We start from the raw sequence: 25,726 nt of genomic DNA on the forward strand, positions 1-25,726 counted from the left end.
AGCCGGTCGTGACCTCCGAGCCGGTCGTGACCTCCGAGCCGGTCGTGACCTCCGAGCCGGTCGTGACCTCCGAGCCGGTCGTGACCTCCGAGCCGACCAGATTCAATCAAATCCCCCCGCAAATCCGGGGGGATTTTGAGGCTTTTGTGCGAGGGCAATGGAAGCGTATCAAGGGGCAAGAAATTAGAAGTTTCCACACGTTTGTAGAAAAATCAGCACACTTCAAGGCGTGGTGGGAAAAATTCAAAAATCGCCAAACCATCAATACTCAATCCCCCCTTGTTAGCGCCGGATTCGTGTCCACAATTTCTGAGACTCCAGCAATTTCGGAAGAGATAAGCGCTGACTATCTCCGTCAACTGCGTCAAATAGCCTTTGGTAAAAAATAAATGACAGACTTAGCACCGTCTAATGTCGAGGCTGAAGAAGCCATCCTCGGCGGGATACTTATTGACCGAGAAGCGGTTTTCCGGGTAATCGACTTACTTAAACCTGAGTATTTTTCAGTTACCGCACATCAAACTACTTACCGTGCCATTACCGCGTTATTTGAGAAAGGTAAATCGGTAGACCTGCTGACTGTATCAAGTTACCTAGAGGAGCGCGAGAAACCAGACGGCATAGACATTAGGCAAAAACTTTTTTCACTGGTAGACCGTACAGTATCATCCGTCAATATTGATCTCTACGTGGAACTCATAGAGGAAAAATACAAACGCCGCCAACTAATAGAAGCAAGCTTCAGGATTAATCGCGCAGCGCAAGAGTCAGCAATTTCGATCGAGGAAATCCTAAGTACCGCCGAAAATGAAATCTTAAGCATTAACAACGATAGAGTTCAGGACACTTGGACAATCGGCGACTGCGTAACAGCCGTTTGGCAAGAATTTGAGAACAAACGGGCTCCGGGTTATACTTCGGGGTTGTCAGATTTAGATGTCCTCATTGGTGGCTTAGCAAAAAAAGACTTGATTGTAATAGCGGGTAGGGCCTCAATGGGCAAAACTTGGTTTGCCCAACACCTCTCCGTACAAGTTGCATCTAAATATAAACTACCCGTAGTCTTTTTTTCGGCAGAAATGTCGAAAGAAGCGCTCACTAAAAGGCTTCTGGCATCCCTGAGCGGTTTAAATGCTCAACATCTGATGTGGTCAGGCCCCCGCAACAAGGCGGAGTGGGATGCGCTAGCGGTAGCAGCCGGAAAATTGACCGAGATGACTATCATAATTGATGACACCCCAGGAACTTCACTCACCCCGACATCTATGCGAGCAGTGCTACGACGGGCACAGGCTCAGCATGGAAAAATCGGTCTCATCGTACTCGATTACTTGCAGCTTCTTGGCGAACGTGATGCCGGCAATCGCGCTCAAAATTTGGGCGCAGTATCAGGCAATTGCAAGGCGATAGCCAAAGAATTCAATAGCCCGTTTATAGCGTTGGCCCAGCTCAATCGTGGAGTAGAAGGCCGGAATGATAAACGTCCAATGATGTCGGACTTGAAGGATTCAGGTGACATCGAACAAGATGCTGACCTGTTAGTTTGCCTTTACCGAGATGAGTATTACAACGACGAATCTGATGCTAAAGGGCAAATTGAATTGATTATAAGGAAACAACGAAACGGTGCCTTAGGTACCGCAAAAGCCTTTTTCAACCCCGAGACAGGAACATTTAAAAGTATTTACAAAAAGTGAAAAATTTTACCGTTCGTACAGTTCCCGACAAAAATCGGCTTCGCTTAGAATGGGTTTACCAAGGGCAAAGACGCATCCTGTACCTGGGACTGGCGGATACCAAAAGTAATCGCATTAAAGCCCGCGAAATCGCTTTACAAATTGAAGCCGACATCGAGTGCGGGCTTTACGATACTTCTTTGAGTAAATACAAAAAAAATGTAGAACCATTACCTGCACTAAGTTCTACACAATTATTTGACCTGTGGCTGCAATCTAAATGCAATAATTGGGATAACGAAACATTCAGATTAAGGAGCTATCTTAAATCCGATTTATCTACTTTTTTTGGTGTTAAAATAGATAGGTTAACCCAAGATAATGTCAAATCTTTTTATCAATGGCTCAACACTCGACAGTTAGCCCCCGATACGTTTAATAGAAAACTAGACACTTTCGAGACTGCCTGGGAATGGTTACTTGAAAATAAATACGTAGCAGAGAACCCGTGGCACAATTTGCCACGCCGAAGAATTCCTAAGAATCCCAAATCTAAGCCTTTTTCAAAAACTGAGATTAGGAAAATAATACAAGCTTTTGAAAACCACAAACTTTATGCTAATTATGCACCGTTTGTAAAATTTCTATTTGGCACTGGCTGCCGGATTGGGGAGGCGATCGGAGTTCGCTGGCAAGATATTGATCTAGTTAGCGGCAAAATCACCATCGCCGAACAAATCACCAGTCGCCAGCGGAAAGTGGCCAAGGCTGGTAGCAGTCGGGAATTTTACCTGTCTGCGGGCGTTAGAGATTTACTTGCAGAACTCAAGGCGATCACTCCTGTAGACCAGGATCTAATTTTTTCCACAGTTACCGGGAAGGTGATCGACTCGCACGTTTTCCGTGAGCGGGTTTGGATCAAGATTTTGGTCGCAGCAGATGTGCCATATCGCAAACCTAGCAATACACGTCACACTTTTTGTTCCCATGCCCTAGAACAGGGCATGAACCCCATTACCGTCGCCGCAATCACGGGTCATGACCCCAAAGTGCTTTTTGATCGCTATGCCGGTTTAATAGGCAAACCTCAAGCACCAGAGTTCTTTTGACTAGGCGATCGCTCTTCCCCTTAGAAAGGGGGGCATATCCTTGGTTTGGAGCTAGAAAATTTTCTAGCACCTTTTTCTAGCACTTTCTAAATCCAAAATCTTAGAAATCTCTCTTGCTGAGATTTGTTAAATATTTGAAGAATATATGAGACGCGCTGGAACCCCCGTTCATAAAAGGTTTCAGCGCGTTCTAGTCTAATGAGTGAGACTACGGCCCACTAAGTGAGACTGCGGTCTAATGAATGAGACAACTTTGTCTCTAGAGAAATATGCACACTAAAATGGGCAATACAGGATTTGAACCTGTGACCCCTTCCGTGTGAAGGAAGTGCGCTACCACTGTGCTAATTGCCCGCAGATAATTAAGATACCATACCAAGTCCAAATTCGCAACTAAAATTTTCCTAAAAATTCAGCCGCTTGTTTCCGAGTTAAACTCGACACAATGCCAAGAATACAGGCATTTGTCGAGTCTGGCATCAGTTAACCACCCACCAACCCGCCGCGGGGCCGACAAATCGCACTACCACCCACCAAGCCACCAAAAGGCTAATCCCGATCCAGCTTCCGCGACTTGTCCACTTGACAAAATCTTCGCTTTGGGTTTTCGTGATTGGCAGCCAGGCAACGATGCGTTGTTCTTTACCGTATTCGTCGCCGATCGACTCTTTGCGACGCTTAGATTCACCCATAATCTTTGTCTGCTAAATTAGATTTCAACTCAATACCTAACCAAATTATAGGCTAACAGGTCGTCTCAAGCCTGGGTCAGCCAAGTCGTATCCAAATAATCAATCCTCGCAAAAGGACTCAAAGCCGCTAAAACCTGCTGTCCGTAACTGCGGTGAATCACCCTGCTGTCAAAAATCGCCACTACCCCTTGACGTTCTCGCACAGGCGCGATCGCCCGTTGCAATTCATTCAGCGCCGCCGGCAGCAAATATAACCGAAACCAATCCCTGCGCTGCTCCTTATAATAAGCCACACGCGCCGTCACCAAAGGATTTTCCAAAGAAGGTAGCGGCAAAGTTGCCATCGCCAGCAAGTGAGGCGCCCTCAATTCCCCCTGATGTTCCCGCCAAAACTCCCACCCCGTCACCAAAATCGCATTCTCCCCCACATCAGTCTTTTCTACCTGCACCCGAGAACCGAACTCAGAAGCCAAAATCGCCGCCAGCCGAGCCCTCAGCGGTACATCACCAACAATCAGCACCGTTAAACCCGTCACCGACGCGCTCATCAACAGCAAAGTCCGAATTTCTTCAATTAAAACACCCTGAAATTCCGGCGTATTTGGCAGCGGCAGCCAGTTGGGAATGTACAGTTGAATTAATTCGCTTTGTCGATCGGGCGAAAACTTAACGCTCGTCAATTCTGGCAGTCCCAGCATTTGCCGGAAGATCGGAGCCTTCGGTTCCACATCCACCGCCCCCCCAATCAACACCACAGGCTGACAATCCCAAATTTCGCTCAAAACCTCAGCCACCTGCACCGGCGCGCAGAACAGAGAAAATGAGCCAGCCTCCCGATGAATTTGCGCCCACCGCAGTTTTCCGTTTGCTTCCCACCGCTGCCAAAAATTGCTCCAAGCAGCCGGAATCAGCGAATTCGGCTCGATCCTTTCAAACAGCCCCTTCAAAATATTTTGCTCTGCGGTTTCCAGCAAATAGCACTCGTCAGGTTTCGCCGGATGCTGAAAGAAAGCCCGCGTTAGCATTACCCGCCCTTCGAGGATTGCATCGGCGAGCATTGGCCCAGATTGCATTAAATCATTCCAGTCAGCAGGTTGCAAACACGCCGTCAATTGCTGCCGCGTCCAAACTTCCAAGTCATCCACACCGTCGATAATTGTCGGAATATTGCTCGGAAGTGGCGAATCCACCGCCAAGCGAGCCGCCAGCCAAGACTCGGGATCTGCTAGCATCAACCCTCGTCCAGTGGCATTATCCGAATAAATCTCGATCGACCGCTCAGTTTGCAGCCACTCTTGCAAGCGCGGAATTTCCACCGCCTGCAAATGTTCCAGCAGCGGTGTCGGCGCCACCAAAATTACAGGGTGCGGCCACATCAAAATCGGCATCAAATAGCTGACTCGATACCGCTGTCGGTAAGCTCCTGCGGGAAGCCCCGTTTGGATCAGAGCGCTGCGCCCCAAGCGCAAAGCCCGCGCCACGAGCCGCGCCATCGTTAAATGGTGGGGCCAGTGCGGCTCGGAGTTCGATCGCAGGAAACGGAGCAGCGAGTTGTGGACTTCTACCTCAATCAATCGATTGTACTGTTAACATTCCTCAATCAACATAATCAAAACTGCCCAGAAAATCAACTACTTTTTGACCCACAGGCAAACTGAATTTACTCTCGTGATTATTTCCACCTCGCTGACCAAAATTCGGGTGAGAGTGCACGGTCAAAATCTCCTGCCCCGAACTAATTAAAATAGTTTGGGTAGGTGAATGAAAAAACTTTGTTTGCCGATAGTCATTTAGTGCGGATTGCAGGTTTATTTTCACCTCATTTAAATTATCCATCGCTGCCTTCAATGCTTTAGACAGCTGCACTCTTCGTTTTTTTTCCAAATCTTGACTTTCGATATTTTTGCTAACCGCCATAATATTTTTCTGAGTTGGTACAGCATCCTTAAAAGGAAGAATCACTAAAAAAGCTGCTGGCAATAAATGCTCGTCGCTATCAAATCTAAAAGTGAGAGTTGTCCGGCGGTAGCCGACTTCAATATTGGGAGGACAGCTCAGTGCTCGGTAATGCTGAGCTATTTCGCTGTAAGCGGTTGCTAAAGCGCTGTTGGATGAGTGGTCTAAAATTGCATCAACCACAATTCGCACCAACCCCGGCGTGTGATTTAAAAATTTTCTCGCTTCTGACGACGACTTAAATTTTTGAATCTGAGTGCCATCGCCGACGGGGCTGATATCAACCCACTGGCAGGTAATATCATCTGCGATGATGCCAAACCGGGGAACCAAATACACTTTTGCCCCTGTTAAAGTTGCTCCCCTCAAATCAGCGCCCACCCAATCGGCATTAATCAAATTTGTTTCTGTCAAATCAGCGTGAACCAAACTAGCATTTGCTAAATTAGTATTTCTTAAATCTGCTCCGTTGAGGTTGGCTCCGCTGAATTTAGAATCGGTCAGATCGGCACCGTTGAGGTTAGCTCCGCTCAAATCAGCCCATTTGAGATTAGCTCCGCTCAAATCGGCACCGCACAGATCCACCTGTTGCAAACAAGCTTGTCTCAGATCGGCTTTGCTGAAATTGACGCCGCTAAGTTCTGCTTTCGTCAAATCCGCGCCGTGCAAGTTAGCTCCTTGAAAGTTAGCTGAAGCAGCGGAAGCACCTCTGAGATTTGCACCGGAAAGATTAGCACCGCACAGGTTAGCTTGCGTCAGTTTTACCTCTCTTAAATCTGCTTCAGTCAGGTTGGCGCCGCTGAAGTTAGCTTTGCTGAGTTCGCAGCGGACTAATTCGCTTCTAATCAGGGATGCTCCGATTAATTGAGCTGCACTTAAATCGGCTCTCACTAAGTTTGCTACGTTGAGAGTAGCCCCGTTTAAGATTGCCCGCGAGAGATTGGTGCTGCTGAGTCTAGCCACATTCAGGTTAGCTTCGCTCAAGTTAGCTTCGCTCAAGTTAGCGCCGCTGATGTTGGTGACAAATAAGCTAGCCCCTCTTAAAATTGATTGGCTGAGGTTGATGCGGCTGAGATTAGCTTCATTCAGGTTGATTCCTGTGAAATCTCTGTCGCCTTCTGTGTATCTTTTGACGAGTGCAAATCGTTTGAGAAGTTCTTCAGCTTCCATTTTTTTACCTAACTGAAAGGGCAACCGGCTAACTTTTATATGGCATGAATAGAAATTATCTCAAATGAATTTATAGTATTTACTCACCGAGCTGATAAAAGCTTTTGACAAACTCAACGACCGTATTTAGCGGCGGGGTTGTGAATCTTTGGGCTTTAATTGCAGGACTGATAGAGGTTTTGTTGACTCCCGGCACATTTGTTAAGTTTCTGCCAAAGTCTGGGTGATAGTGAATCATCAAACTTTCGGCGCTGGAATTAGCCAGTACAGTTTGGGTAGGCGATTGGAAAAAATTTGACACTGGTTCGCGATCGAGGCGAATCGGCTGAATTTTCATTTCCCCTATTTTTCTCATTGTTTTGGTCAGGGTCACGTTCAATTGCACTACCATATTTGAGACTCTGACGCCCAGGTTATTACCACTTTGGGGTTGAATCATCTTGATCAGAGTAATGAGATTTTTTTGAGTAAATGCTGCGTCGCTAAAGGGAATAATGGCAACGAAAGCTGTGGAAAATAGTTGCTCGTCTTGGTCTATTCTAAATGAGATGATTGTGCGTCGCGAATGAACTTCTATGCTGGGAGGATTGCTCAAACCAGAGTATTGACGGGCAATTTGACGGTAGGTAGCCGCGAGGATAAAGTTAGCGTCGGGGTCTAGGGGTCGATCGACAATAATTTGAACTGTCGGCGGTGTAGCATTGAAAAACCTTTGAGATTCTTCTGGGGTAAAGCGCTGAATGTGGCTGCGATCGCCGTTAGGACTCATATCAACCCAATCGCAGGTAATGTCATCTGCTTTCACACCAAACCTGGACACCGCGTAAATTTTTGCCCCCGTCAGAGCAGCCCCCGTCAAATCTGCCCCCACCCAATCAGCGTGAATCAAATTGGCTTGAGTCAAATCCGCGTGTACCAGAGTAGCGTTCAACAGGTTGACATTGCTCAAATTTGCTCCGTACAAGTTAGCCCCGCTCAATCTCGCTTCGTCGAGGTCAGCGCCGGTCAGGTTCGCCCCGCTGAGGTCAGCCCACCGCAGATTAGCGCCCCGCAAGTCAGCGCCGCTGAGGTTGGCTTGAGACAAATTAGCTTGTCTGAGTTCGGCATTGCAGAGGTTAACTCCTCGCAAGTCTGCCCTACTGAGGTCGGCTCTGTGCAAGTTGGCCCGTTCCAAGTTGGCCGCTGTTAGGGTAGCGCCTCTGAGGTGAGCCCCGCTGAGGTCGGCTTGTTCGAGATTGGCTTCTCTGAGGGTTGCTTCTCTCAAATCTGCTTCGCTGAGGTTTGCACCGCTCAAGTTTGCACTGCTGAGGTTGGCTCGGATAAGTTCGGCTCTGATCATTGTAGCTTCGCGGAGGTCGGCTTCGCGGAGGTCGGCTCGAATCAAGTTAGCCACGTTGAGGATAGCGCCGCTGAGGTTGGCTTTGTGGAGATTGGCACCGCTGAGTCTGGCAACATTGAGTTTGGCTTTTCTCATGTTGGCGTTTGACAGATTAGTGCCGCTCATGTTGGTGAGGCTCAAGATTGCCTCACTGAAATTAGCCCCGCTGAGATCGATCCTGCTGAGATTTGCCTCGCAAAGGAGGATGGCAGTAAAGTCTCTTTCTCCTGCTACATATTTGGTGATGAGTTCTTCGGCATCCATGCTTTTCAATTTCCCTGATGTGTTAGCTAGAACAAAGCTTTGTAGTGCCAACCTTTAAACTAGAATAAGCATTTTTTGTAACTTGATGCAATATGCCTAGACATCTATATTGTGGAAGCCTTTTATAAAATCCAAAAAGGTACTGATATTAGCTTGAGCCAATTTTGTGCTTTCGGCTAACTTGCCGGAGGTTGAGTTGCTCTGATCGTATTTTTTAATCAGGCGCTTGCCGAAGGCTGGGTGGTGATAGACGCTGAGTCTTTGGTCGCGGGAATTAATTAAGATCATCTGTGTAGGAATTTGAAAAAAATTGATACTTTCGCCGATTTTTGGAAAAGAACTCGAAATTTTGATTTGGTCTACTTTGCTGATAGCTTGATTGAGAGCTTTGCTGCATAACTGGACGTGTTTGGATTCTTTGACGTTAAGTTTGCCTGCATCGTGAGATTGAATCATTTTCATCAAAGCGATCACGTTTTTTTGAGTTGTGGCGGCGTCGTTAAAAGGAATGATGGCAACGTAAGCGGTGGCAAATAATTTATCGTCGCTGTCCATTTTAAAGGCGAGTACGGTGCGCCGGGAGCTGACTTCGATCGTGGGCGGCTGACTTAAAGTCGGGTATTGTTGGGCAATTTGGTAATAAGTTGCAGCCAGGGCAAAATGAGCGCCTTGGTCTAAGGGCGAGTCAATCACAATCCGAACTGTGGGCAAGGTTTCGTGAAAAAATTCGTGGGTTCCTCCGGAGTTTAACCAGTAAATTTGGCTGTGGTCGCCGTTGGGACTCAGATCCACCCACTTGCAGGTCATGCCTTCGGTTTTGATGCCGAGCCGCGAAACGCCGTGGAGTTTCGCTCCCGTTAAGGTGGCTCCGGTTAAGTCGGCTCCAATCCAGTCGGCGCGGATCAGATAGGCATTTGACAGGTCGGCGTGAACTAAACTGGCCTTCAACAAGTTGGCGTGGCAGAGGTCGGCTCGGCTGAGGTCGGCACCGCTTAATTTGGCTTCGCTGAGGTCTGCCCAGCGGAGATTGCAGCCGCTGAGAATGGCCCAGCGCAAATTGACGCCGCTGAGGTCGGCGCCGCTGAGTACGGCTTGAGTGAGGTTGGCTTGTCGCAGTTCTGTGCCTCGCAAGTCGGCGCCGCTGAGGTCGGCTCGGCTGAGGTCGGCGCCTTGCAGGTTGGCTTGTTCGAGGTTGGCTTCTGTCAAGCACGCGCCGCTGAGGTGAGCGCCTCGAAGGTTGGCTTGAGCGAGGTTTGCTCCTCGGAGAGTCGCTTCGGTGAGCGTGGCGCCGCTGAGGTTGGCTCTGCAGAGGTTGGCTCCGCTGAGCTCGGCTCGAATTAGCTCGGCTCTGATCAGTTTGGCTCCTGTGAGTGTGGCTCTTTTGAGGTCAACTCGCACTAGGTAGGCGACGTTGAGGTCGGCGTCGGTGAGGTTGGCGCCGCCGAGATGGGCGCCGCTGAGTCTGGCGATGTTGAGTTTGGCACCGGTGAGGTTGGTTTTGCTGAGGTTGGCTCCGCTCAGGTTTGCTACACTCAGATTCGCACCCTTGAGGTTGGCTCCGCTCAAGTTGACGCCGCTGAGGTTGGCCTCAGTCAGGTTGATTCCGGCAAAGTTTCTTTCTCCGGCGGCATATTTTTTCAGGAGTTCCTCGACTGTCATGGGGGCGGTACCGTATCAAATATCCCCATTTTATTGCTATGAATATCGGTATTGTAGGACTGGGTTTAATTGGTGGCTCGATCGGGCTGGATTTGCGATCGCGCGGGTTTGATGTTTTTGGCGTCTCGAGTCGGCAGCAGACTTGCGATCGGGCGCAAGCTCGCGGTGTTGTCTCTGAAGCCAGCATACACCTGTCTCTGATGGCAGCAGCCGATGTGGTTTTTATATGCACCCCTCTGGGGTCGATCGAGCCGATCGTCCGAGATTTGGTACCCTATCTTTCCCCTAATACTATTGTAACGGATGTCGGTTCCGTAAAAACACCCATAGTGCAGGCTGTGTCTTCTCTGTGGCCGAATTTTGTGGGGGGACACCCAATGGCGGGGACTGCTGAAAGCGGAATCGAGGCGGCGGTGCCCGATTTGTTTGTAGGCCGACCCTACGTGCTGACGCCGCAGGCTCAGACGCCGGCGGCTGCGGTGGATCGGGTTGAGGAAATTGCACGGTTGCTGGGTGCCTCAGTTTACCGATGTTCCCCTCTCGATCACGATCGAGCTGTGGCTTGGATTTCTCATTTGCCGCTCATGGCGAGCGCGACACTGGTTGCTGCCTGCGCTCTTGAGGGCGATCGGCATATTGTTAATTTAGCCCAACATTTGGCGAGTTCTGGTTTTCGGGACACGAGCCGCGTTGGCGGCGGCAATCCCGAGCTGGGAGTGATGGTGGCAAAGTACAATCGAGAGGAATTGTTGCGATCGCTCTCTATTTACCGCGGCAGTCTCGACGAGTTCATCAGCGATATCGAAGCCGAAAATTGGCAAGCTCTCGAACACAAACTGAAGCTGACTCAACAAGCGAGACAAAATTACAAATTGTGATCCAAAAATTACTTAAAACGGTTCCCGTCTAGATTATGATTTGTGGACGCCTATATATTGAGTTTCAATGTACACTTATTCTCGGCTCAAGCGATTTTTACTGGGTGAATCTCTCCCCACCAGTGCATCTGTTCACGAACGGCTGAGCAACGCTACTGGACTAGCTGTTCTGGCTTCCGATGCACTTTCGTCTGTTGCCTACGCTACTCAAGAAACTCTGCTGGTACTGTTACTAGCGGGGAGTAGCAGTTTGAGTTTATCGCTGCCTATTTCTGGAATTATTATTTTACTGTTGGCGATCGTGGCGCTGTCTTACCGACAGACAATTAAAGCGTACCCCAACGGCGGCGGCGCTTACATTGTAGCCCGAGAAAACTTGGGTATTTATCCCGGTTTGATCGCAGCAGCTTCGCTGATGATTGACTACATTTTAACTGTAACTGTCAGCATTTCGGCTGGGGTGGCGGCCTTGACTTCAGCATTTCCCGGACTGGAACCGTATAGAGTGGAAGTGTGCTTATTTTTTATTGTCTTAGTCATGTTTGCCAATCTCAGGGGCGTGCGGGAATCGGGCAATATATTTATGGTTCCCACCTATGGGTTTCTCGTTGGCATTTTTATTTTGATTGGCTGCGGTTTATTCCAACAGGCAACAGGTCATGTTTTTCCGACCTTACAAAATATTCCTGCTCAGGAACCTGTGGGATTATTTCTGCTCGCGCGCGCCTTTGCGGCGGGCTGTACCGCCCTTACAGGAGTTGAAGCCATATCAGACGGGGTGTTGGCTTTTAAGCCTCCTGAATGGAAAAATGCGCGCCAGACTTTGACCTATATGGGGGTAATTCTGGGAGCGATGTTTTTAGGGATTAGTTACTTGGCTCATATTTATCAGGTGATTCCTAACGAACATGAAACGCTCCTTTCTGTATTGGGAAAACAGATTTTTGGTGTTGGTATATTTTATTACTATTTGCAGGCAGCAACTCTGTTAATTTTGCTGTTGGCGGCGAATACGAGTTATGCTGATTTTCCGCGACTTTGTTATTTTTTGGCGCGGGACGGGTACTTGCCCCGGCAGTTGTCGCTGTTGGGCGATCGACTGGTTTATTCTAATGGCATTAATCTGCTCAGCTTCTGCGCTGCTCTTTTAATTATCATCTTTCGAGGCAATACGAGCGCGGTGCTTCCCCTGTATGCGGTTGGAGTTTTCACTTCTTTTACTCTCTCCCAATCGGGAATGGTAATTCACTGGTTTAAGGAACGAGGTAAAGGTTGGCAAGTTAGTGCTGTGATGAACGGTATTGGTGCAGTGGCAACAACGGGAGTTTTGGCTGTAATTCTCGCTACAAAATTCCTTTTGGGAGCTTGGGTTGTCGTAGTAACTATTCCGATCGTAGTCAGTCTATTTTTAGCTATTCACCGACACTATCGGTATGTAACGGCTCGCTTGAGCATTCAGGGAATAGAACCGAGGTCTTATCTTCCGAGACCTAAAGTTAAGACGGTGACACATCCGGCAGTAGTGTTAGTCGGGCAGTTGCACCGGGGAACTTTCGAGGCCCTCGATTACGCTCGTTTAATTGCTGATGAAGTTGTGGCAGTTCACGTAGATATTGGTTTGACCGATAGAGAAAAATTACAATTAGCTTGGAAAGATTTGCAGTCAGACATTCCTTTGGAAATTCTGGAATCGCCTTACCGTTCTGTTGGTTCGGCTTTGACTCACTTTTTGACTTTGTTTGAAGAGCAGCGACCGGGAGTTTATTTAACGCTGATAATTCCGGCTTTTGTGACGCGAAATTGGTGGGAGGGACTGCTGCACAATCAAACTGCTTTCTTTTTGAAAGCGACTTTGCGGGCTAAAAAAAGTCGGGTTGTAACAACGGTTAGATATTATCTTTAAGCAATATCTAGTTAAAAGTTTGCCATTTTTCCCCTGTCAAACAAACTTATTGAGAACTTGCGCAGCAACCCGGTTTGTTTCTGGATGTTTTGTTGCTCAACCTAAGATTTATCGTAGAAACCGGGTTCTTTGACCCCACAATTCTCCGTGTAGCGCGAGGGATATCGGTTAAAAAACGCGGTTTTTTAAGTTTCGGTGCGTAAGTGAGGTATTAACTCTACAAGTCCACCGACTAGCTGATCGGCGCCGAAGAAACCGGGTTTTTTGGCTTTAGTTTTAGGTTAAAAAACCCCGTTTATCAGAGCCGGAGTGCGTCCAGGACTGTTGTTGTTACAAATATAATCAAACACACAGTAAAGATGTGAGGATTTTTACGGTAAAGATGTTATTTAAAATTGACAATTATCTAAAATTTTAGTAAGTTGTAAGGGACAAGCAAAAACTATATTCCTTGAATAAACAATTATGAGCGAGCAATTAAGCAAACTCAGTGAAGTGTCGATGGTCTCAGCCAATTTTGGCAATGGGTTAGCCTATAGAGAGATTCTCCTGGATTGGTTTAAGTTTTTAGGTGGCAAACCAGGGGAAGTTATTGTTGTGGACGGTGGCAGCGATAAGGACACTCAAAAAGTTTATTGGGAACTGTATCAGGAAGGTTTAATTGATAAGCTGCAAATCATTGCACCGCACCATCCAGACAATGACAAAGAGAGATGTTTTATTCAGGAGTATACAGTGGCAGCAATCGCTAGCAAGCCGTATGTATTGTGGTTCAAAATTGACACGTTACCTTATAGAGAAGGCCACGACGGTTGGTTAGAGGAAGCAATCGATTATCTCGAACGAGATGAAATTTTTGCAGTGGGCAGAGCTTTTAACAGATCGTACCCACATATCGACGCTTGGCCTGGGTGGTACTTCATTCAAGCCTGCACGATCAATTTTTCTTTGATGAAGCACAGTACCTTCGTTGCAGTCATGCAAGAATTTGCGGGTGAATATATTGCTTCAAGATTTGAAGGAACACACCAGTTTGGCAGGTTTTTGCTGGAAAAAGCATTTAGCGCATATATGCAGGCTCACAACCAATATACTTTGTGTAAGGTTGAAGACCCGAGCTGGACGGTATTTCACACGAATGCTCAAGACGAATATTTGCAGGAGGTTCGGGAGAAATATTTGGCTCGCGAAGATGTTAAAACTTTCATGAATGCGGGTCTTGCTAAAGACATCAGTCAATTTCTTTACTACGGAAAGCCACCTGTAAGAAGCAGCCTGATTCAGAAAATGCGCCTGGCTTTGGGAGAAACAAAAGTTGGGGGTTATTGGCGGGAATTGAAAAAAAGTCTGGTTTTTGGGAAAACTGAACCCAACCCTTAGTCAGCTAATTTATCTTTAACAATAAAAGGGAGGAAACGAGCTTTGAGCGGCTGGAAATTCTGGACTCGCCTTACCGTTCTTTTGGTTCGGCTTTGACACACTTTTTGGCTTTGTTTGAAGAGCAGCGACCGGGAGTATATTTAACGCAGATCGTTCCGGCTTTTGTGACGCGAAATTGGTGGGAGGGACTGCTGCACAATCAAACTGCTTTCTTTTTGAAAGCGGCTTTGCGGGCTAAAAAAGTCGGGTTGTAACAACGGTTAGATATTATCTTTAAGTGGCGATGGGCAACCACGGGGTATTGCCCCTACTTCCTCGCAATTAAGACTGGAATGCGGTCGGACGCCCTGGCCCAAGAAACCCGGTTTCTTCGCAAAATCTTGGGTTTGGGTGCGATTTTTCTAGAGGTGAAACAAACCTACGCAAATCTGTGCAAACGGGATTGCGTTGCTTTCACCCACCAGGCTAAGGCTTAACTGCCTACGTTGATTGGGTCAAAACACCTACGAATTTTGCCAGTTTGTAGCTCTGTCGTTAGCGATTAAGGAATGACCGAACGGTTTATAGGTCACGTGTCGTTAGCCTAACAAGCTCTTTCAACATTGAGTTTGGCAAACATTACTTAGCAATAAGGACTTGTCAAACCGACCAAAACAATAGGGAGCATCCCGGTTTTGCGCTTTTGAGCATCAAACGGATATTGATCCGTTAAGGTAGGCGCACCGAAGCTTAAGCATTTGATTGACATTTTTCATCAACCACTGCGCTCCTGAAATTTTCAACCTTCTATCAATTTGTTTTACTGCCGACTCTACAGCTCCGGAACCTCGGCGAGCAAACCTTTTGTGTTGACAATTGCTCGTAGTTAACAATTCGTCGGCGATGCTTCTCCAAATAAGCACAAAAGTTCTGGGCTTGTTTTTGACGGCAAGACTTAAATAAATTGATGGTTTCAAGGACGAGTCCTTGCCACAAAAACTCCTTACCCTGCGCCAGACGCTTCAACGACCCACCGACCTTACATAGATTTTCAACCTTCGTGATACCACTCTAAAATTTCCCGCCCGGCCCCGTCAGGATTCAACTGGACAATGATATGCCAAATGCCATCATGACCATCTCCCAAACAAGTTAGTACCTCTGATAAAGGCTGACTGTTCACATAATTAATTAACGCTTGATTCTCAAGAAAAAATGCCCCGTAATAACTGTCGTGCAGTCGCACAGCCTTATAGTCAAGCCAGTGACTGCCCTCTCCCTCTTCTTTTCTGAGACGGACTTTCCCCCCATCCACACTGGTTTCCTTTACCTCCGAAGTAGCTATTCTGGACGCCCATTCTTGCTTTTCTACTAATCGGTGTAAACAAGTGTGACCTATATGCACTCCCGTCTGGGCTTCTATTTCACTCTCAGCTTTCTCATAAGAGAGATTAGCCACCTGACGGAGGCAGCATTTTTCAAAGAATGGAGCTAAACGAGTAGATTTTTTCACTCCCTATTTTTCAGCTTGTTTTTCAGTAATTATTAGTTTACCAATGCAACTTTTTACTGTGCGAGACCGTCCTGATTCTGTTCCGGTTGCCTGTTTGATAAAAAAAAACCAACCTCCGGCCCGACTAATTCTAGCCATTGCTCTCGAATATGCTTTTCGATTGTTTCCAGACTTGATAATTCTGAGACCGGAGTATTTGTGTACATAATCTCGGCAATCTCAGCAGCACAAGCTTTTAAACGCTCCTTCTGTTCAGGGGTCATAGCCACTCCTCTTACAAATGCAGTTCACGCTTCTGTTGACGCTCTACCTATTATCCTCTCTGGATAGCACTTTTACAAAACCGGGATGCTCCCACGGTTGGTAAAACTTGACTGGCTGGTGTTACCATGCTGATCTATCCTCAAATAATGGTCGGTCGATCGCTCTTTTATCAATTTTTAATTTGATCGAAAAAAAACTGGTAAATTTCAAAAATATAGGAGATCCCACAGATGCTGTTTTTCTCTAATGTCTGCCAGAGCTTTTGTCACGAGCGATCGAGCTTTTGCCACGAGCGATTAATTAGATCGTTGGGTAAATTTTATAACTCTTGAACAATGGTAGAGTGACATCTTTGAGCGATGATTAATCTACCCTTTTTCATCCTCGATTAGTGATGGATTTGGCTGTTGTTTAGCTTTATACTACCCCGGAAGTGACAAAAGAGGGAGCAACGTCGATTGCAGTCAGAGTGATGATGCTGCACTTGCCTGCGCCTTGCTCGATCGACTTGAACCATTCTCGAACTGCTGCCAAATTGCAGGCGATCGCAGTTCTGTTAAATTTGCAGTCGCGGTCAAATCCAATCTGTTCGAGCTTGTAGCCGATATTTCTGACCGATCGGGACTGATGACTGACGACTGAGGACTGATGACTCATGACTATTACCTCTGATCGCACCCCGAGAACACCAACACCAGCGCAACACCAGCAACAGCAAAGTGCAATTGTTGTAACAGCTTCAGCAAATCCCACCAGCCCTGCAGCGATCCGGCATAGAATGCGAGTCCGCCAGTGGGCCACAACCCCTGATACTTCCTATCCCCCGGCGGGAAAAACATTAGACCAAAGGGAACATTCAGGGAAAAAGTAGGGATTCTCGCGATCGACTAACGATAACTTTCGATGTCGGCGGATTGCGCGATCGACTTAAAGCTCAAGCAAGTGAGCCGAATCAGTCTTTAGCATCGATCGTCCGCATGGCTGTACTCGAATGGCTAGCCGAGAGAGAATCTAAATCTAAGTCTGAAGATTCAAGAAAAAGCGATTAAATTGATATATCAGTTATTTAAAAAAAATGCTTAAATCCTATACTCAGTCAATATTCGAGCGATTTAAACTAAACCTTGACATGGTAGGGGTCACTTGTTCGAGTCCAGTTGTGTCCATACCTAAAACCCGCCCACAAAGCCGGTTTTGTTGTTTCTACAACCAAACTCCTAGATTTTACCTTCTCAATTAGGAATGACAGAATATGTCTAGGTCAGAGATTTAGTAGAGTCGCCACGTTTCGTCGAGGCTGTTGCTGAGCAGTTGCGCAGTTTGCATGAGTTCGGTGTTAAAGAAACGCTAGCCCGATTCTCGTAGGCACCATCCCCATCCGCGAACAAAGGGCAAGCAAGCAGAAAAAGAAAGAGAATAACTGTTAGAATGCGAGCGCCTTGCACGAGCCCAAGCAGAAGCCACTAACCGGATTAAAGACGAATTTTTAGCGGTGCTCTGCCATGAGTTGCGATCGCCCGTTTGCTTAAACACTGAATGGCTTAGGTTTTGGGCATACTATATATTAGGACTTACGCACCAAAAGCCTAAAACCTCGATCGCCCTGGCGCCCCCCTTTTTTAGGGGGAGAACAGTCAAAGTCCCCGTTTTTTAGGGAGCTAGGGGGCTCTCTGCGTAAGTCCTGTATATCTTGATTCCCTAACAATAGCTGGCATAATAGGTAAATAGGCAGGACAAACCGCAATGAATGTAGAACGTACAAACTCCTTGAATCATCGAGAAGAGCTTACTGTAAATTTTCCTCAAGAGCTATGTACGGACTGCCAAGCACTCGAAGCACGATTTGCGGCGATCGTAGATCGCATGGCTGAGGCCTTCATTTCTATTAATTCAGAGTGGCAGTGCACCTATGTCAACCATAAAGCAGAGCAGCTTTTAAACAGTCCGAGGCAACACCTAATCGGCAAAACGATATGGACAGTATTTGCTGTCGATCTTACCTCTGAGCTATATCAGTATTTTCATCGAGCGATCGCAACGCAAACTGCAATCGAGTTTGAAGAACACTACCCCTCACTCAACAAGTGGTTGAGAATTCGCCTCATCAAGAGTGAAGATGGCTTACTTATTTACTTCCAAGACGCGACTGAAACATCTCAAATCGATCGACAATTGAAAGCCGAAATCGCCAAGTGCCAGCAGGTGGAAGCCACTCTTCAGAAAAAACAGGACTTTTTGAAGGCAATTCTAAACAACGTTCAAGCTGGCATTGTAGCTTGCGATGCCGAGGGCATATTGACGGTATTTAACCAAGCAGCTAAAGATTTTCATGGAGTACCTCAGCAGCCAGTTCCACCGGAGCAATGGGCCCAGTATTATAACTTGTATTTGCCCGACGGCAAAACACCCATGAATACAGAGGATATTCCCCTGTTTCAGGCATTGCAAGGACACAACGTTCGTGATGTGGAAATGATGATTGTTCCGCAGCAGGGAACTGCGCGAATGCTGTTAGCAACTGGACAGGCAATTATTGCCGCAAACGGCGAAAAACAGGGTGCAGTTGTCGTGATGCACGACATTACACAACGCAAGCAGGCAGAAACTGCTCTGCGTGAGGGTGAAGCGCAATTATCCAGCATCTTCCAAACTATTCCTGATGGCATCAGTATTCTAGATTCTACCGGACAGATTAGAGCGGCAAATAGGGCAGCAGAGAGGATTTTAAGATTGACTCGCAGCGACATTGTGGAGCGAGGCTATAACGATCCATCCTGGTTCATTACAACCGTGGAGGGTCATCCTTTCCCAGAAGAGGAACTGCCGTTTGCGAGGGTGATGCAAACAGGTGAGCCTGTTTATGGTATTGAACATGGCATTAGCCATGCCGATGGAACTCTCCGTATTCTCTCGATCAATGCTTCCCCTTTGTTTGACGCAGAGGGACAAATTATCAATATCATTGCTGCTTTCAGCGATATTACTGAACGCAAGCAAACCGAAGACGAACGAGTACAGCTTGTTCAAGAACAGGCAGCCCGTGCTTTAGCAGAGAATTCTCAACAACAATCAGCATTTTTAGCAGAAGTGAGTGCTGTCCTTTCTTCTTCACTAGAGTATGAACAAACTCTCCAAAGCGTTGCAAAGCTGGCAGTTCCTTATTTTGCAGATTGGTGTAGTGTCGATCTGCTGAATGACGATCGCACAATCGATCGGGTTGCAGTTGCTCATTCAGATCCCGAAAAAGTGAAGTTTGGCTGGGAGTTAGCTCAACGCTTTCCCAGACATCTCGATGATGGGTATGGCATTGCTAAAGTCATACAAACAGGACAGGTTGAAATTGGGATTGAGATTACAGATGAACAGTTAGTTGCCGCAGTGTCAAATCCTGAATACCTGGAAATCTTACGTGGAGTTGGGTTAAAGTCCTGCATCATTGCACCGCTACAGGCACGCGGGCGCGTGTTGGGTAGCATTACCTTTGTGTTTACTGAATCCGATCGCCGCTATCGCCTAGAAGACATTGCCCTGGCTGAAGATTTGGCTCAGCGAGCAGCGATCGCCATTGATAACGCTCGTCTCTATAATGAAACACAACAAGCGAAATTAGCTGCCGAACTCGCTGCTAACCGGACGGCTCGACTGCTGGCGGTGATGACAGCTTTGTCTGAATCGCTAACCTCGGCTCAAGTGGCTCAGGTCATTATTGAACAGGCAATGTCCGCACTGGGAGCAAGTTGTGGTTTGGTTGCGGTATTAAACCAGGCGGCAAGCGAACTGGAGATTATTCAAGCGATCGGGTACGAGCACGTAGGAGAATTTCAGCGCAGTTTTTCTATTCATGCACCCTATCCTCTGGCAGAAGCCGTGCGAAGCGGGCAACCTGTTTGGCTAGAAACTATCGAAAACCGAATTGCCCGTTATCCTGATTTAGCTGAAGCTTATGCCAAGGTTGGTTCAAAAGCCTGGATTTCAGTGCCATTACTTATTGAAGGACAAGCCGTTGGTGGGCTGTCGCTGAGTTTTTCGACCGTTCCCCGACTTTCCGAGAGCGATCGCGGTTTCGTTTTGGCACTGGCACAGCAGTCGGCGCAGTCGATCGACCGAGCACGGCTCTACGAGTCAGAAAGGCAAGCACGGGCACAATCCGAAGCAGCTAACCGAATTAAAGATGAGTTCTTAGCAGTCTTGTCGCACGAATTGCGAACTCCGTTGAATCCTATTCTGGGTTGGACTCGGCTGCTGCGAAGGGGAACCCTGGATTCTGGCAAGACGGCGGTAGCCCTCGAAACTATTGAACGCAACGCCGAGTTGCAAGTTCAACTGATTGAGGATTTGCTGGATATTTCTCGCATTCTGCAAGGCAAGCTGAGTTTGAACTCTACTCCTATTAATTTGAAAAAAACTCTTAATGCTGCGATCGAAACAGTTAGTTTAGCCGCCGAAGCGAAAAACATTCAAATTCAAACTCAGCTAGAACCCTATGTGGGCGATGTGTTAGGAGATCCTACCCGATTGCAACAGGTTGTGTGGAATTTGCTCACCAATGCCCTTAAGTTCACCCCAACTGGAGGTCGAATTGAAGTTGAGCTAAAAACGATTGATTCCTATGCTCAAATTCAAGTCAGGGATACAGGGAAAGGGATTAAGCCAGAATTTATTCCCTATGTCTTTGACACATTTCGACAAGCCGATAGCAGTATTACGAGAAGCTTTGGTGGGTTAGGGCTGGGATTAGCGATCGTGCGTCACATCGTTGAGCTACATGGTGGAACTGTCAAAGCCGAAAGTTTTGGAGAAGGACAGGGAGCAACATTTACTGTCACACTTCCCTTATTAGCCAAAAGCAATCATGCAAACAGCGAGCAGAAGGACAATCTATCACTCAATGCTCAAACTTCACCCTTGGCTAGATTATGTATCCTGACCGTCGATGACGAAATAGACAATTTAGAGTTAGTTCAATGTATCTTGGAGCAAGCGGGAGCCACCGTGATCTCTGTATCTTCAGCAACGGATGCGCTACAACAACTCACTAAATTTAAGCCAGATGTTTTGATTGCTGATATTGGAATGCCACAAATTGATGGCTATAAGTTGGTTCATCAAGTCAGACAACTACCGACAGAGGAGGGAGGACAGATTCCCGCGATCGCCCTGACAGCCTATGCAGGTGAGACAAATCAACAGCAAGCACTAGCAGCGGGATTTCAAAGGCATCTTCCCAAGCCTGTCGATCCTGAAACGTTAGTGGAGACAATTGAGAAATTGCTTCATCCAATAGAGTAAGGCCGAGTATTAGACATCTCGGGAAATTAAGCTTCAGCTACCTCGGTACAAGGATTTCAAGTTGATTATTGGAGATGTTTTTTGAGTATAGTCTGGGAAAATGTCACGCATTGAAGCTATCGACAGACGCATAGCTCAGTTGGTTAGAGCACTACGTTGACATGGTAGGGGTCACTTGTTGGAGTCGAGTTGTGTCAATCAAAAGGAACAAGAGTTTACGAGTCCGGTTTCGTCGAAGCGGTTTATGGTATGGTGGGATTTTAAAGGGCGATCAAAGCGTTTACAATACTGCGGCGTAACTTAGTAACTTGTAACAGACTTGTTTTGTAAAGATGAGTTAAAAGTTAACTATTATTTATTAATCATGGTAGATTTTTTTCTAATCATTTCCTGTTAGTTCTGTTGACAAACCAATCTCAGTTACCAGGTGCGATAATATACGTTTTTGCGATTCTTTATCCATCGCTTGTACCTTTTTTATTACTTCTGCTTCAGTTTTATCAGGCTTAGAACTTGCGAATGGTGGTATATCTGTAGGTAGTCCAACACGCATAAAGTATCTGGCAAATGCTTGGGCAAGCTGCTCCCTGTATGGTGGAAGTAGCCGGATACGCTTTTTTGCTTCTGTTGCCAATCTCCGAACAAAAGGCAGTGGAAGCGAGTATACGCGGCGAAAATCCACAACTCTAATGTCACGATGGAACTCAGGCAAAGAACATTCACCAAGAACGTGATACCCAGGAAGATTCCCACGTCGTGCCTCTTCCATTCCCACGTTTGAAGCCAAATAGCCTTCCTTAAGTTCCGAACGTTTCCATACGGCACAAAGTAGTGTTTCTGTTAACTTTTCTCGACCTTTTACCATGTCGCATGACTGTGACATGATAATAACGTCTTGCTCCCTCCACTCCACTTTTGTAGTTATCTCAAGTTTGTCTTTTGTTATCTCAGCTAGGTTTTCTGGCAACTGAAAGACTGGACAATCTTCAAGGATATCGCCCTGTTTTATATCTTGTTCTTCCCCACTCACAAGCTGATACCAGGGATACTGATTTGTTATTTCAAAAATTAGCTCCCATTTTTCAGAGTCACTGAGTTTTGATAGAAATTCTTTCGCTAGATTGCGGCTATCAGAATCCATGCTAATTTTTCCTCATTCATCCCAAGGATCGGTAACAGGAATAGGTTGACTACGACCCCTGTATTCAAATTCTAATTCTATGGTGGCCGCTGGTTTAAGTGGAGGATTTTCTAAGTAGAAATCCCAGTCAAGAACATCTTCTTCACGATCGGCAGGTGAAACTAAGAATTTATTTACATTTTGTTGCTGAGGCAATAGCCTTGTTCGTGAAATTGATACGTCCTCAAAACTTGCCCTCAAACCTCGTTCCGTAGCCTCTGTACCGTGCAAAAATGACGGATTCACAAGAACGACTAAACTTGGATGTTTCAGCCTTTCAGCTCTACTATTATAAAACTTATAATGGGGGGAGTAAGAAACAGCTTGTGATGGTTTCAACAAAGCTACTAAACGAGTTTGTTGAGTTTGTTTATTACTCGCTTGGTGCGAGTAAGGTTTTGGAATTACACGGCTCATACTTATACATTTCCTTCTTTTAAAAGTTGATAGTAGTCTGGATTTAAAGAGGCTCTAAAAGCTTCATACAAATGTTGATGAGCTTGATCCAACCATTTCTGAATTTTTGATATGTCTTTTAGAGTATCAACTTCTTCAGAATTAAAATCAAGATCCAGAATTATAGCAAATTCACCTTCCTGAGTCTCGTTAATGCCTGTCTGGTGAATAAGCACTGCTTTTAGGGACTCATACGAAAGGTCATAGCGTTGATAAAAGGAAGAAAGAGGTCGCTCTAGAACGCCTGTTAAATTAGGCTTCAATGTAATAAACCTACTGACCTCAAATCCTTCTGGTGAAATAGGAATTTGATTAATGTACCGAAGCCCAATCCCAGATAAGGTAAAATCTCCATACAAACCGATATATGCAGAAAAAATTCTCAAAATCAAAGAACGAAAATCCTCCCACAGGGGATAGGGAGCTAAATGGTTAACAACTAAAATATGAGGTCCAACTTGAACTATTGCGGTTTGATCTGGTCGCTTAAGTTGTATTCGTTGAGGAACATTTATAATTTGCGGTAAAGCCTCACTATTATCCGCTTCTTCTTGTACCTGAAAAACCACTTGATTAACTTGCGAGCGTTCACTAAATTCTTTGCCGATCCTCTCATAGAGACGACCAGGTAGTGTCCAGTCCCAATCACTAGATTGATCAAAAGTGAACTCACAGAGAACTTCAATTAATGGCGATTCCTTGAGTGGCTGACCCATACCTAATTCCTCTTTGAGAGTTTAACCCGATCGTGGGAGTGACTAAAATATAGACTTACCTTCCAAGTATAGATGTTTCTGTCAAGTCTTAACCATAGCTCCAACAATGATTCAAAGGGATTTTATTGAGCCATCAGGCGTAGCCTTCTTAGGATGCCAGAAACAAGACTATCAAACAGCTTTCTGAAAGTTGACCTTAAACCCCAAAAACATCGGCCACACACGCCCTCAACCCAACTAGCCACAATCTTAAACCTCGCCCCACAGTTGGGACACTCCGATCGCCATCGCAACTAATATCGATCGCCCCCCTGCATCCCCAAATCATCTCAAATCCGATCGCCCACCAGTCCACCAGCCCCTTCCGGGACACGGCTGTGATGCCGTGTCCTCACCCGCAAGACTTGAGACGCCAAAGGGAAAAACCCCCTGATAACTTACCTGCGACAGCCTTGGGCGATCGCCCTTAACACCGCTAGCCGCACTTCTGGATGAGATTTCTCAAGCCCGTTTGCCCGAAAAATCCAGTGTCCGCCGCCCGCGTGCTCGATCGCAATCTTCTGACCGTCAGGCAAAACTATTTGCCACCAATTCAAAACAGTAGCTTTAATAAGGTGGCACTGAATTTCGTTCAGTTGAACCTCCATTAATTTCAGTTGGCGCATGATTGGATTTTGAGCTGATGACTTCATGATTTTTCTCATTAAATAAATTCGACTGTTCCTCGGCTTTGATTTCAGTTTGCCGATTTTTCAACGTAACTGCACCTTCCGAATCTTTTGCCTGAACTTCCCCTTTCAAACTTTTAGCTTTAACTTCTGTTTTACCACCTTTCGGCTCAACTTTCAATCCAAAACCTTTAGACTTAACTTTGCCTTGGGCAGAATTTGAAGCCTGTCCCGTTGCCGGCTTCTTAAACTCCGCGTCTAATTGGTCTAAAATCTCCTCTTGTTCGGGAGTATGTTCCGCTGGCTGCTCTAAATTTCTGGGATTGTATTCGTCAACCAACCTTGCCAAAAATTCCGAAATAGACAGTCCGGCTGCGGCTGCTTTTTTGGTTAAAAGGGCGTAAGTGTCGGTTTTTATCCGAATTTGTTTGAGCCGGAGGTTGGGATTGTTGTCCACAGTTTCGGCAATAGTTATTGCGGTAATCCTTTCTTTGGGTATGACATCCACCACTTCTTGCCACTTTTCCTGTAAAGGACTGTCGCCGTATTGGTCGGTGATTGCGTGTTTGAACAAAGGGACAACTTGAGCAACGCAGCTAGGCAAAATCTCAAATCCTGCTTTAATTAAGCGCAGGCAAATGCTCGCAGATTTGATGATTTGCGTGCAGTAAAAATACTGCCTGCCTAATGCTTGTTCGCAGTAACTTTTAAAGGTTTTGAACTTGTCTTTGTACAATCGCAGTTTTCGGATCGCGTCCAGCATGATTCCTTGCCGCACGTAGTCTAGGAATCCCCTTTTAATTTCGCCTGTCAGGTAGTCTAAATCGTGAAAGGGAGATTGATTCTGGATTTCTTCTTCAAAGTCTAGCAGCGGGCCTGCAAAGTGAAAGTTGGAGGCGACATCGCCTAGGTAGAAGTTGTCAATGGATGTGGGCATGATCGGGAATGGTTCGAGAAATGGCAGGATAGCACGGAAGTTGTGCGATCGGATCAAATCTAATCGCTGATTCAGTGGACAAAAGTGGATTATGCGACATAACTGTATCCATCGACTCGATGAACCCCAAGGCAATATTTAGCCCTAACTGGGCTAACCTTGCCGACCTGTGTAACCATTTCAAACACCCCCGTTGCGCGAACTGTTAAGCGCCCAACATGAGTTCCGGCAAATTTCCCAGTAGGCAAAATAGCACGAATTATATCGCCAGTTTGAAACCCAAAAAAAGCTTTCTGTCTAGTACGATGTCTGATGGGAAACCCATATTTGTTAGTCGTGCACATTCGGCGAGTTCCCCATCCTTTTGCAGTTATCAGCAAGGGCTTGGTAATTTTTATCGACAACTTTTCCACCACGCCAACACAAGCAGCGTCTAAGTAGTGACGCTTTTGAACACCTAATTTGACGCGATTGAATTTGGTTCTGCCACCAGTCCCAAGGGAGACTGGCAATCCAGTTTCTTGAAGCCTTTGATACAAGGCCCGTCGGGTAGAGTTAACAGCAGCAGCATCTTTTAATGGTGATTTTGAAGCGGCTAAAATCCGCCTGAGAACATCTGGTTTCTTACTTAGGAATTTCTCAATTGGGTCATTTCCTTT

The 25,726-nt window shown here is 46.4% G+C and carries 21 protein-coding genes, 2 tRNA genes and 2 pseudogenes; 10 read left to right on the top strand and 15 right to left on the bottom strand.

The window, feature by feature from the left end:
• From QUB61_RS28860 to QUB61_RS28870, 3 genes are all read left to right on the top strand, one after another.
• Positions 1-389 (top strand): hypothetical protein (locus tag QUB61_RS28860; RefSeq protein ID WP_333128056.1); only part of this gene is annotated, 389 nt, incomplete at its 5' end.
• Complete coding sequence (gene dnaB / locus QUB61_RS28865) at positions 390-1,697, top strand: replicative DNA helicase (RefSeq protein WP_333128054.1); 1,308 nt, start codon at positions 390-392, stop codon at positions 1,695-1,697.
• The gene (locus QUB61_RS28870; protein WP_333128052.1) at positions 1,694-2,785 is read left to right on the top strand and encodes a tyrosine-type recombinase/integrase; all 1,092 of its coding nucleotides are present in this window, start codon (positions 1,694-1,696) and stop codon (positions 2,783-2,785) included. Before dnaB ends, QUB61_RS28870 begins: the two co-directional genes overlap by 4 nt.
• A 282-nt stretch (positions 2,786-3,067) precedes the next feature.
• Here QUB61_RS28870 and QUB61_RS28875 read toward each other — a convergent pair.
• From QUB61_RS28875 to QUB61_RS28900, 6 genes are all read right to left on the bottom strand, one after another.
• Positions 3,068-3,139 (bottom strand) — tRNA-Val (locus tag QUB61_RS28875).
• Between the two features lie 125 nt (positions 3,140-3,264).
• A complete protein-coding gene (locus QUB61_RS28880; RefSeq protein ID WP_333128050.1) occupies positions 3,265-3,477 on the bottom strand; it encodes a DUF2839 domain-containing protein in 213 nt (70 codons plus the stop codon).
• 65 nt (positions 3,478-3,542) lie between these two features.
• On the bottom strand, positions 3,543-5,051 hold the full coding sequence (locus QUB61_RS28885) for a helicase C-terminal domain-containing protein (RefSeq protein ID WP_333128048.1): 1,509 nt from the start codon (positions 5,049-5,051) through the stop codon (positions 3,543-3,545).
• Between the two features lie 22 nt (positions 5,052-5,073).
• Positions 5,074-6,603, bottom strand: a complete 1,530-nt coding sequence (locus QUB61_RS28890; protein ID WP_333128045.1) for a pentapeptide repeat-containing protein — start codon at positions 6,601-6,603, stop codon at positions 5,074-5,076.
• A gap of 79 nt (positions 6,604-6,682) precedes the next feature.
• A complete protein-coding gene (locus tag QUB61_RS28895; RefSeq protein ID WP_333128043.1) occupies positions 6,683-8,245 on the bottom strand; it encodes a pentapeptide repeat-containing protein in 1,563 nt (520 codons plus the stop codon).
• Between the two features lie 96 nt (positions 8,246-8,341).
• Complete coding sequence (locus QUB61_RS28900; RefSeq protein WP_333128040.1) at positions 8,342-9,904, bottom strand: pentapeptide repeat-containing protein; 1,563 nt, start codon at positions 9,902-9,904, stop codon at positions 8,342-8,344.
• A 38-nt stretch (positions 9,905-9,942) separates the two neighbouring features.
• On the opposite strand from QUB61_RS28900, the gene QUB61_RS28905 reads away from it, so the two are divergent.
• From QUB61_RS28905 to QUB61_RS28920, 4 genes are all read left to right on the top strand, one after another.
• Positions 9,943-10,782, top strand: a complete 840-nt coding sequence (locus QUB61_RS28905; protein ID WP_333128038.1) for a prephenate/arogenate dehydrogenase — start codon at positions 9,943-9,945, stop codon at positions 10,780-10,782.
• A 67-nt stretch (positions 10,783-10,849) separates the two neighbouring features.
• On the top strand, positions 10,850-12,685 hold the full coding sequence (locus QUB61_RS28910; RefSeq protein WP_333128036.1) for an APC family permease: 1,836 nt from the start codon (positions 10,850-10,852) through the stop codon (positions 12,683-12,685).
• Positions 12,686-13,150: 465 nt separating this feature from the next.
• Complete coding sequence (locus tag QUB61_RS28915) at positions 13,151-14,065, top strand: hypothetical protein (RefSeq protein WP_333128034.1); 915 nt, start codon at positions 13,151-13,153, stop codon at positions 14,063-14,065.
• A gap of 92 nt (positions 14,066-14,157) precedes the next feature.
• Complete coding sequence (locus QUB61_RS28920) at positions 14,158-14,319, top strand: hypothetical protein (RefSeq protein WP_333128032.1); 162 nt, start codon at positions 14,158-14,160, stop codon at positions 14,317-14,319.
• 435 nt (positions 14,320-14,754) lie between these two features.
• Here the strand turns inward: QUB61_RS28920 and QUB61_RS28925 are convergent.
• A pseudogene (locus QUB61_RS28925) lies at positions 14,755-15,820 on the bottom strand (ISKra4 family transposase).
• A 418-nt stretch (positions 15,821-16,238) separates the two neighbouring features.
• Positions 16,239-16,478, bottom strand: a complete 240-nt coding sequence (locus QUB61_RS28930; protein ID WP_333128030.1) for a hypothetical protein — start codon at positions 16,476-16,478, stop codon at positions 16,239-16,241.
• On the opposite strand from QUB61_RS28930, the gene QUB61_RS28935 reads away from it, so the two are divergent.
• The 3 genes from QUB61_RS28935 to QUB61_RS28945 all read left to right on the top strand — a co-directional run bounded on the left by QUB61_RS28935 (position 16,477) and on the right by QUB61_RS28945 (position 21,308).
• Positions 16,477-16,692: a hypothetical protein gene (locus QUB61_RS28935; RefSeq protein WP_333128028.1), complete on the top strand. Its 216-nt coding sequence runs from the start codon at positions 16,477-16,479 to the stop codon at positions 16,690-16,692. The two genes, QUB61_RS28930 and QUB61_RS28935, sit on opposite strands and share 2 nt — an antisense overlap.
• 872 nt (positions 16,693-17,564) lie before the next feature.
• Positions 17,565-21,110 (top strand): PAS domain S-box protein, encoded by a 3,546-nt coding sequence (locus QUB61_RS28940; RefSeq protein ID WP_333128026.1) that lies wholly within the window; start codon positions 17,565-17,567, stop codon positions 21,108-21,110.
• A 124-nt stretch (positions 21,111-21,234) separates the two neighbouring features.
• Positions 21,235-21,308: transfer RNA gene (locus QUB61_RS28945), tRNA-Val, on the top strand.
• A 181-nt stretch (positions 21,309-21,489) separates the two neighbouring features.
• On the opposite strand, the gene QUB61_RS28950 is transcribed toward QUB61_RS28945, so the two are convergent.
• The 7 genes and pseudogenes from QUB61_RS28950 to QUB61_RS28980 form a co-directional block, all read right to left on the bottom strand.
• Positions 21,490-22,251, bottom strand: coding sequence for a hypothetical protein (locus tag QUB61_RS28950; protein WP_333128024.1), 762 nt, complete (start codon positions 22,249-22,251; stop codon positions 21,490-21,492).
• A gap of 12 nt (positions 22,252-22,263) precedes the next feature.
• The gene (locus QUB61_RS28955; RefSeq protein WP_333128022.1) at positions 22,264-22,707 is read right to left on the bottom strand and encodes a hypothetical protein; all 444 of its coding nucleotides are present in this window, start codon (positions 22,705-22,707) and stop codon (positions 22,264-22,266) included.
• Between the two features lie 2 nt (positions 22,708-22,709).
• Positions 22,710-23,462: a TIGR04255 family protein gene (locus QUB61_RS28960; protein WP_333128020.1), complete on the bottom strand. Its 753-nt coding sequence runs from the start codon at positions 23,460-23,462 to the stop codon at positions 22,710-22,712.
• Positions 23,463-23,658: 196 nt separating this feature from the next.
• Positions 23,659-23,835 (bottom strand): hypothetical protein, encoded by a 177-nt coding sequence (locus QUB61_RS28965; RefSeq protein WP_333190231.1) that lies wholly within the window; start codon positions 23,833-23,835, stop codon positions 23,659-23,661.
• Positions 23,836-23,899: 64 nt separating this feature from the next.
• Entirely contained in the window at positions 23,900-24,058 is a 159-nt protein-coding gene (locus tag QUB61_RS28970) for a hypothetical protein (protein WP_332960039.1), read from the bottom strand.
• A 10-nt stretch (positions 24,059-24,068) separates the two neighbouring features.
• The gene (locus QUB61_RS28975) at positions 24,069-25,067 is read right to left on the bottom strand and encodes a hypothetical protein (RefSeq protein WP_333128017.1); all 999 of its coding nucleotides are present in this window, start codon (positions 25,065-25,067) and stop codon (positions 24,069-24,071) included.
• 89 nt (positions 25,068-25,156) lie between these two features.
• Positions 25,157-25,726 (bottom strand): annotated as a pseudogene (locus QUB61_RS28980) (RNA-guided endonuclease IscB); the annotation flags it as partial.

Origin of the sequence: Microcoleus sp. C2D2 (assembly GCF_036702495.1) — a bacterium.
In the GTDB taxonomy this organism is placed as follows: domain Bacteria; phylum Cyanobacteriota; class Cyanobacteriia; order Cyanobacteriales; family Microcoleaceae; genus Microcoleus.

Excerpts from the sequence above, each read along its gene's own strand:
- QUB61_RS28915 (WP_333128034.1), top strand. The coding sequence starts at position 13,151 with ATGAGCGAGCAATTAAGCAAACTCAGTGAAGTGTCGATGGTCTCAGCC.
- QUB61_RS28950 (WP_333128024.1), bottom strand. The coding sequence starts at position 22,251 with ATGGATTCTGATAGCCGCAATCTAGCGAAAGAATTTCTATCAAAACTC.
- QUB61_RS28930 (WP_333128030.1), bottom strand. The coding sequence starts at position 16,478 with ATGAGTCATCAGTCCTCAGTCGTCAGTCATCAGTCCCGATCGGTCAGA.
- QUB61_RS28880 (WP_333128050.1), bottom strand. The coding sequence starts at position 3,477 with ATGGGTGAATCTAAGCGTCGCAAAGAGTCGATCGGCGACGAATACGGT.
- QUB61_RS28955 (WP_333128022.1), bottom strand. The coding sequence starts at position 22,707 with ATGAGCCGTGTAATTCCAAAACCTTACTCGCACCAAGCGAGTAATAAA.
- QUB61_RS28975 (WP_333128017.1), bottom strand. The coding sequence starts at position 25,067 with ATGCCCACATCCATTGACAACTTCTACCTAGGCGATGTCGCCTCCAAC.
- dnaB (WP_333128054.1), top strand. The coding sequence starts at position 390 with ATGACAGACTTAGCACCGTCTAATGTCGAGGCTGAAGAAGCCATCCTC.
- QUB61_RS28960 (WP_333128020.1), bottom strand. The coding sequence starts at position 23,462 with ATGGGTCAGCCACTCAAGGAATCGCCATTAATTGAAGTTCTCTGTGAG.
- QUB61_RS28910 (WP_333128036.1), top strand. The coding sequence starts at position 10,850 with ATGTACACTTATTCTCGGCTCAAGCGATTTTTACTGGGTGAATCTCTC.
- QUB61_RS28940 (WP_333128026.1), top strand. The coding sequence starts at position 17,565 with ATGAATGTAGAACGTACAAACTCCTTGAATCATCGAGAAGAGCTTACT.
- QUB61_RS28905 (WP_333128038.1), top strand. The coding sequence starts at position 9,943 with ATGAATATCGGTATTGTAGGACTGGGTTTAATTGGTGGCTCGATCGGG.
- QUB61_RS28900 (WP_333128040.1), bottom strand. The coding sequence starts at position 9,904 with ATGACAGTCGAGGAACTCCTGAAAAAATATGCCGCCGGAGAAAGAAAC.
- QUB61_RS28935 (WP_333128028.1), top strand. The coding sequence starts at position 16,477 with ATGACTATTACCTCTGATCGCACCCCGAGAACACCAACACCAGCGCAA.
- QUB61_RS28895 (WP_333128043.1), bottom strand. The coding sequence starts at position 8,245 with ATGGATGCCGAAGAACTCATCACCAAATATGTAGCAGGAGAAAGAGAC.
- QUB61_RS28890 (WP_333128045.1), bottom strand. The coding sequence starts at position 6,603 with ATGGAAGCTGAAGAACTTCTCAAACGATTTGCACTCGTCAAAAGATAC.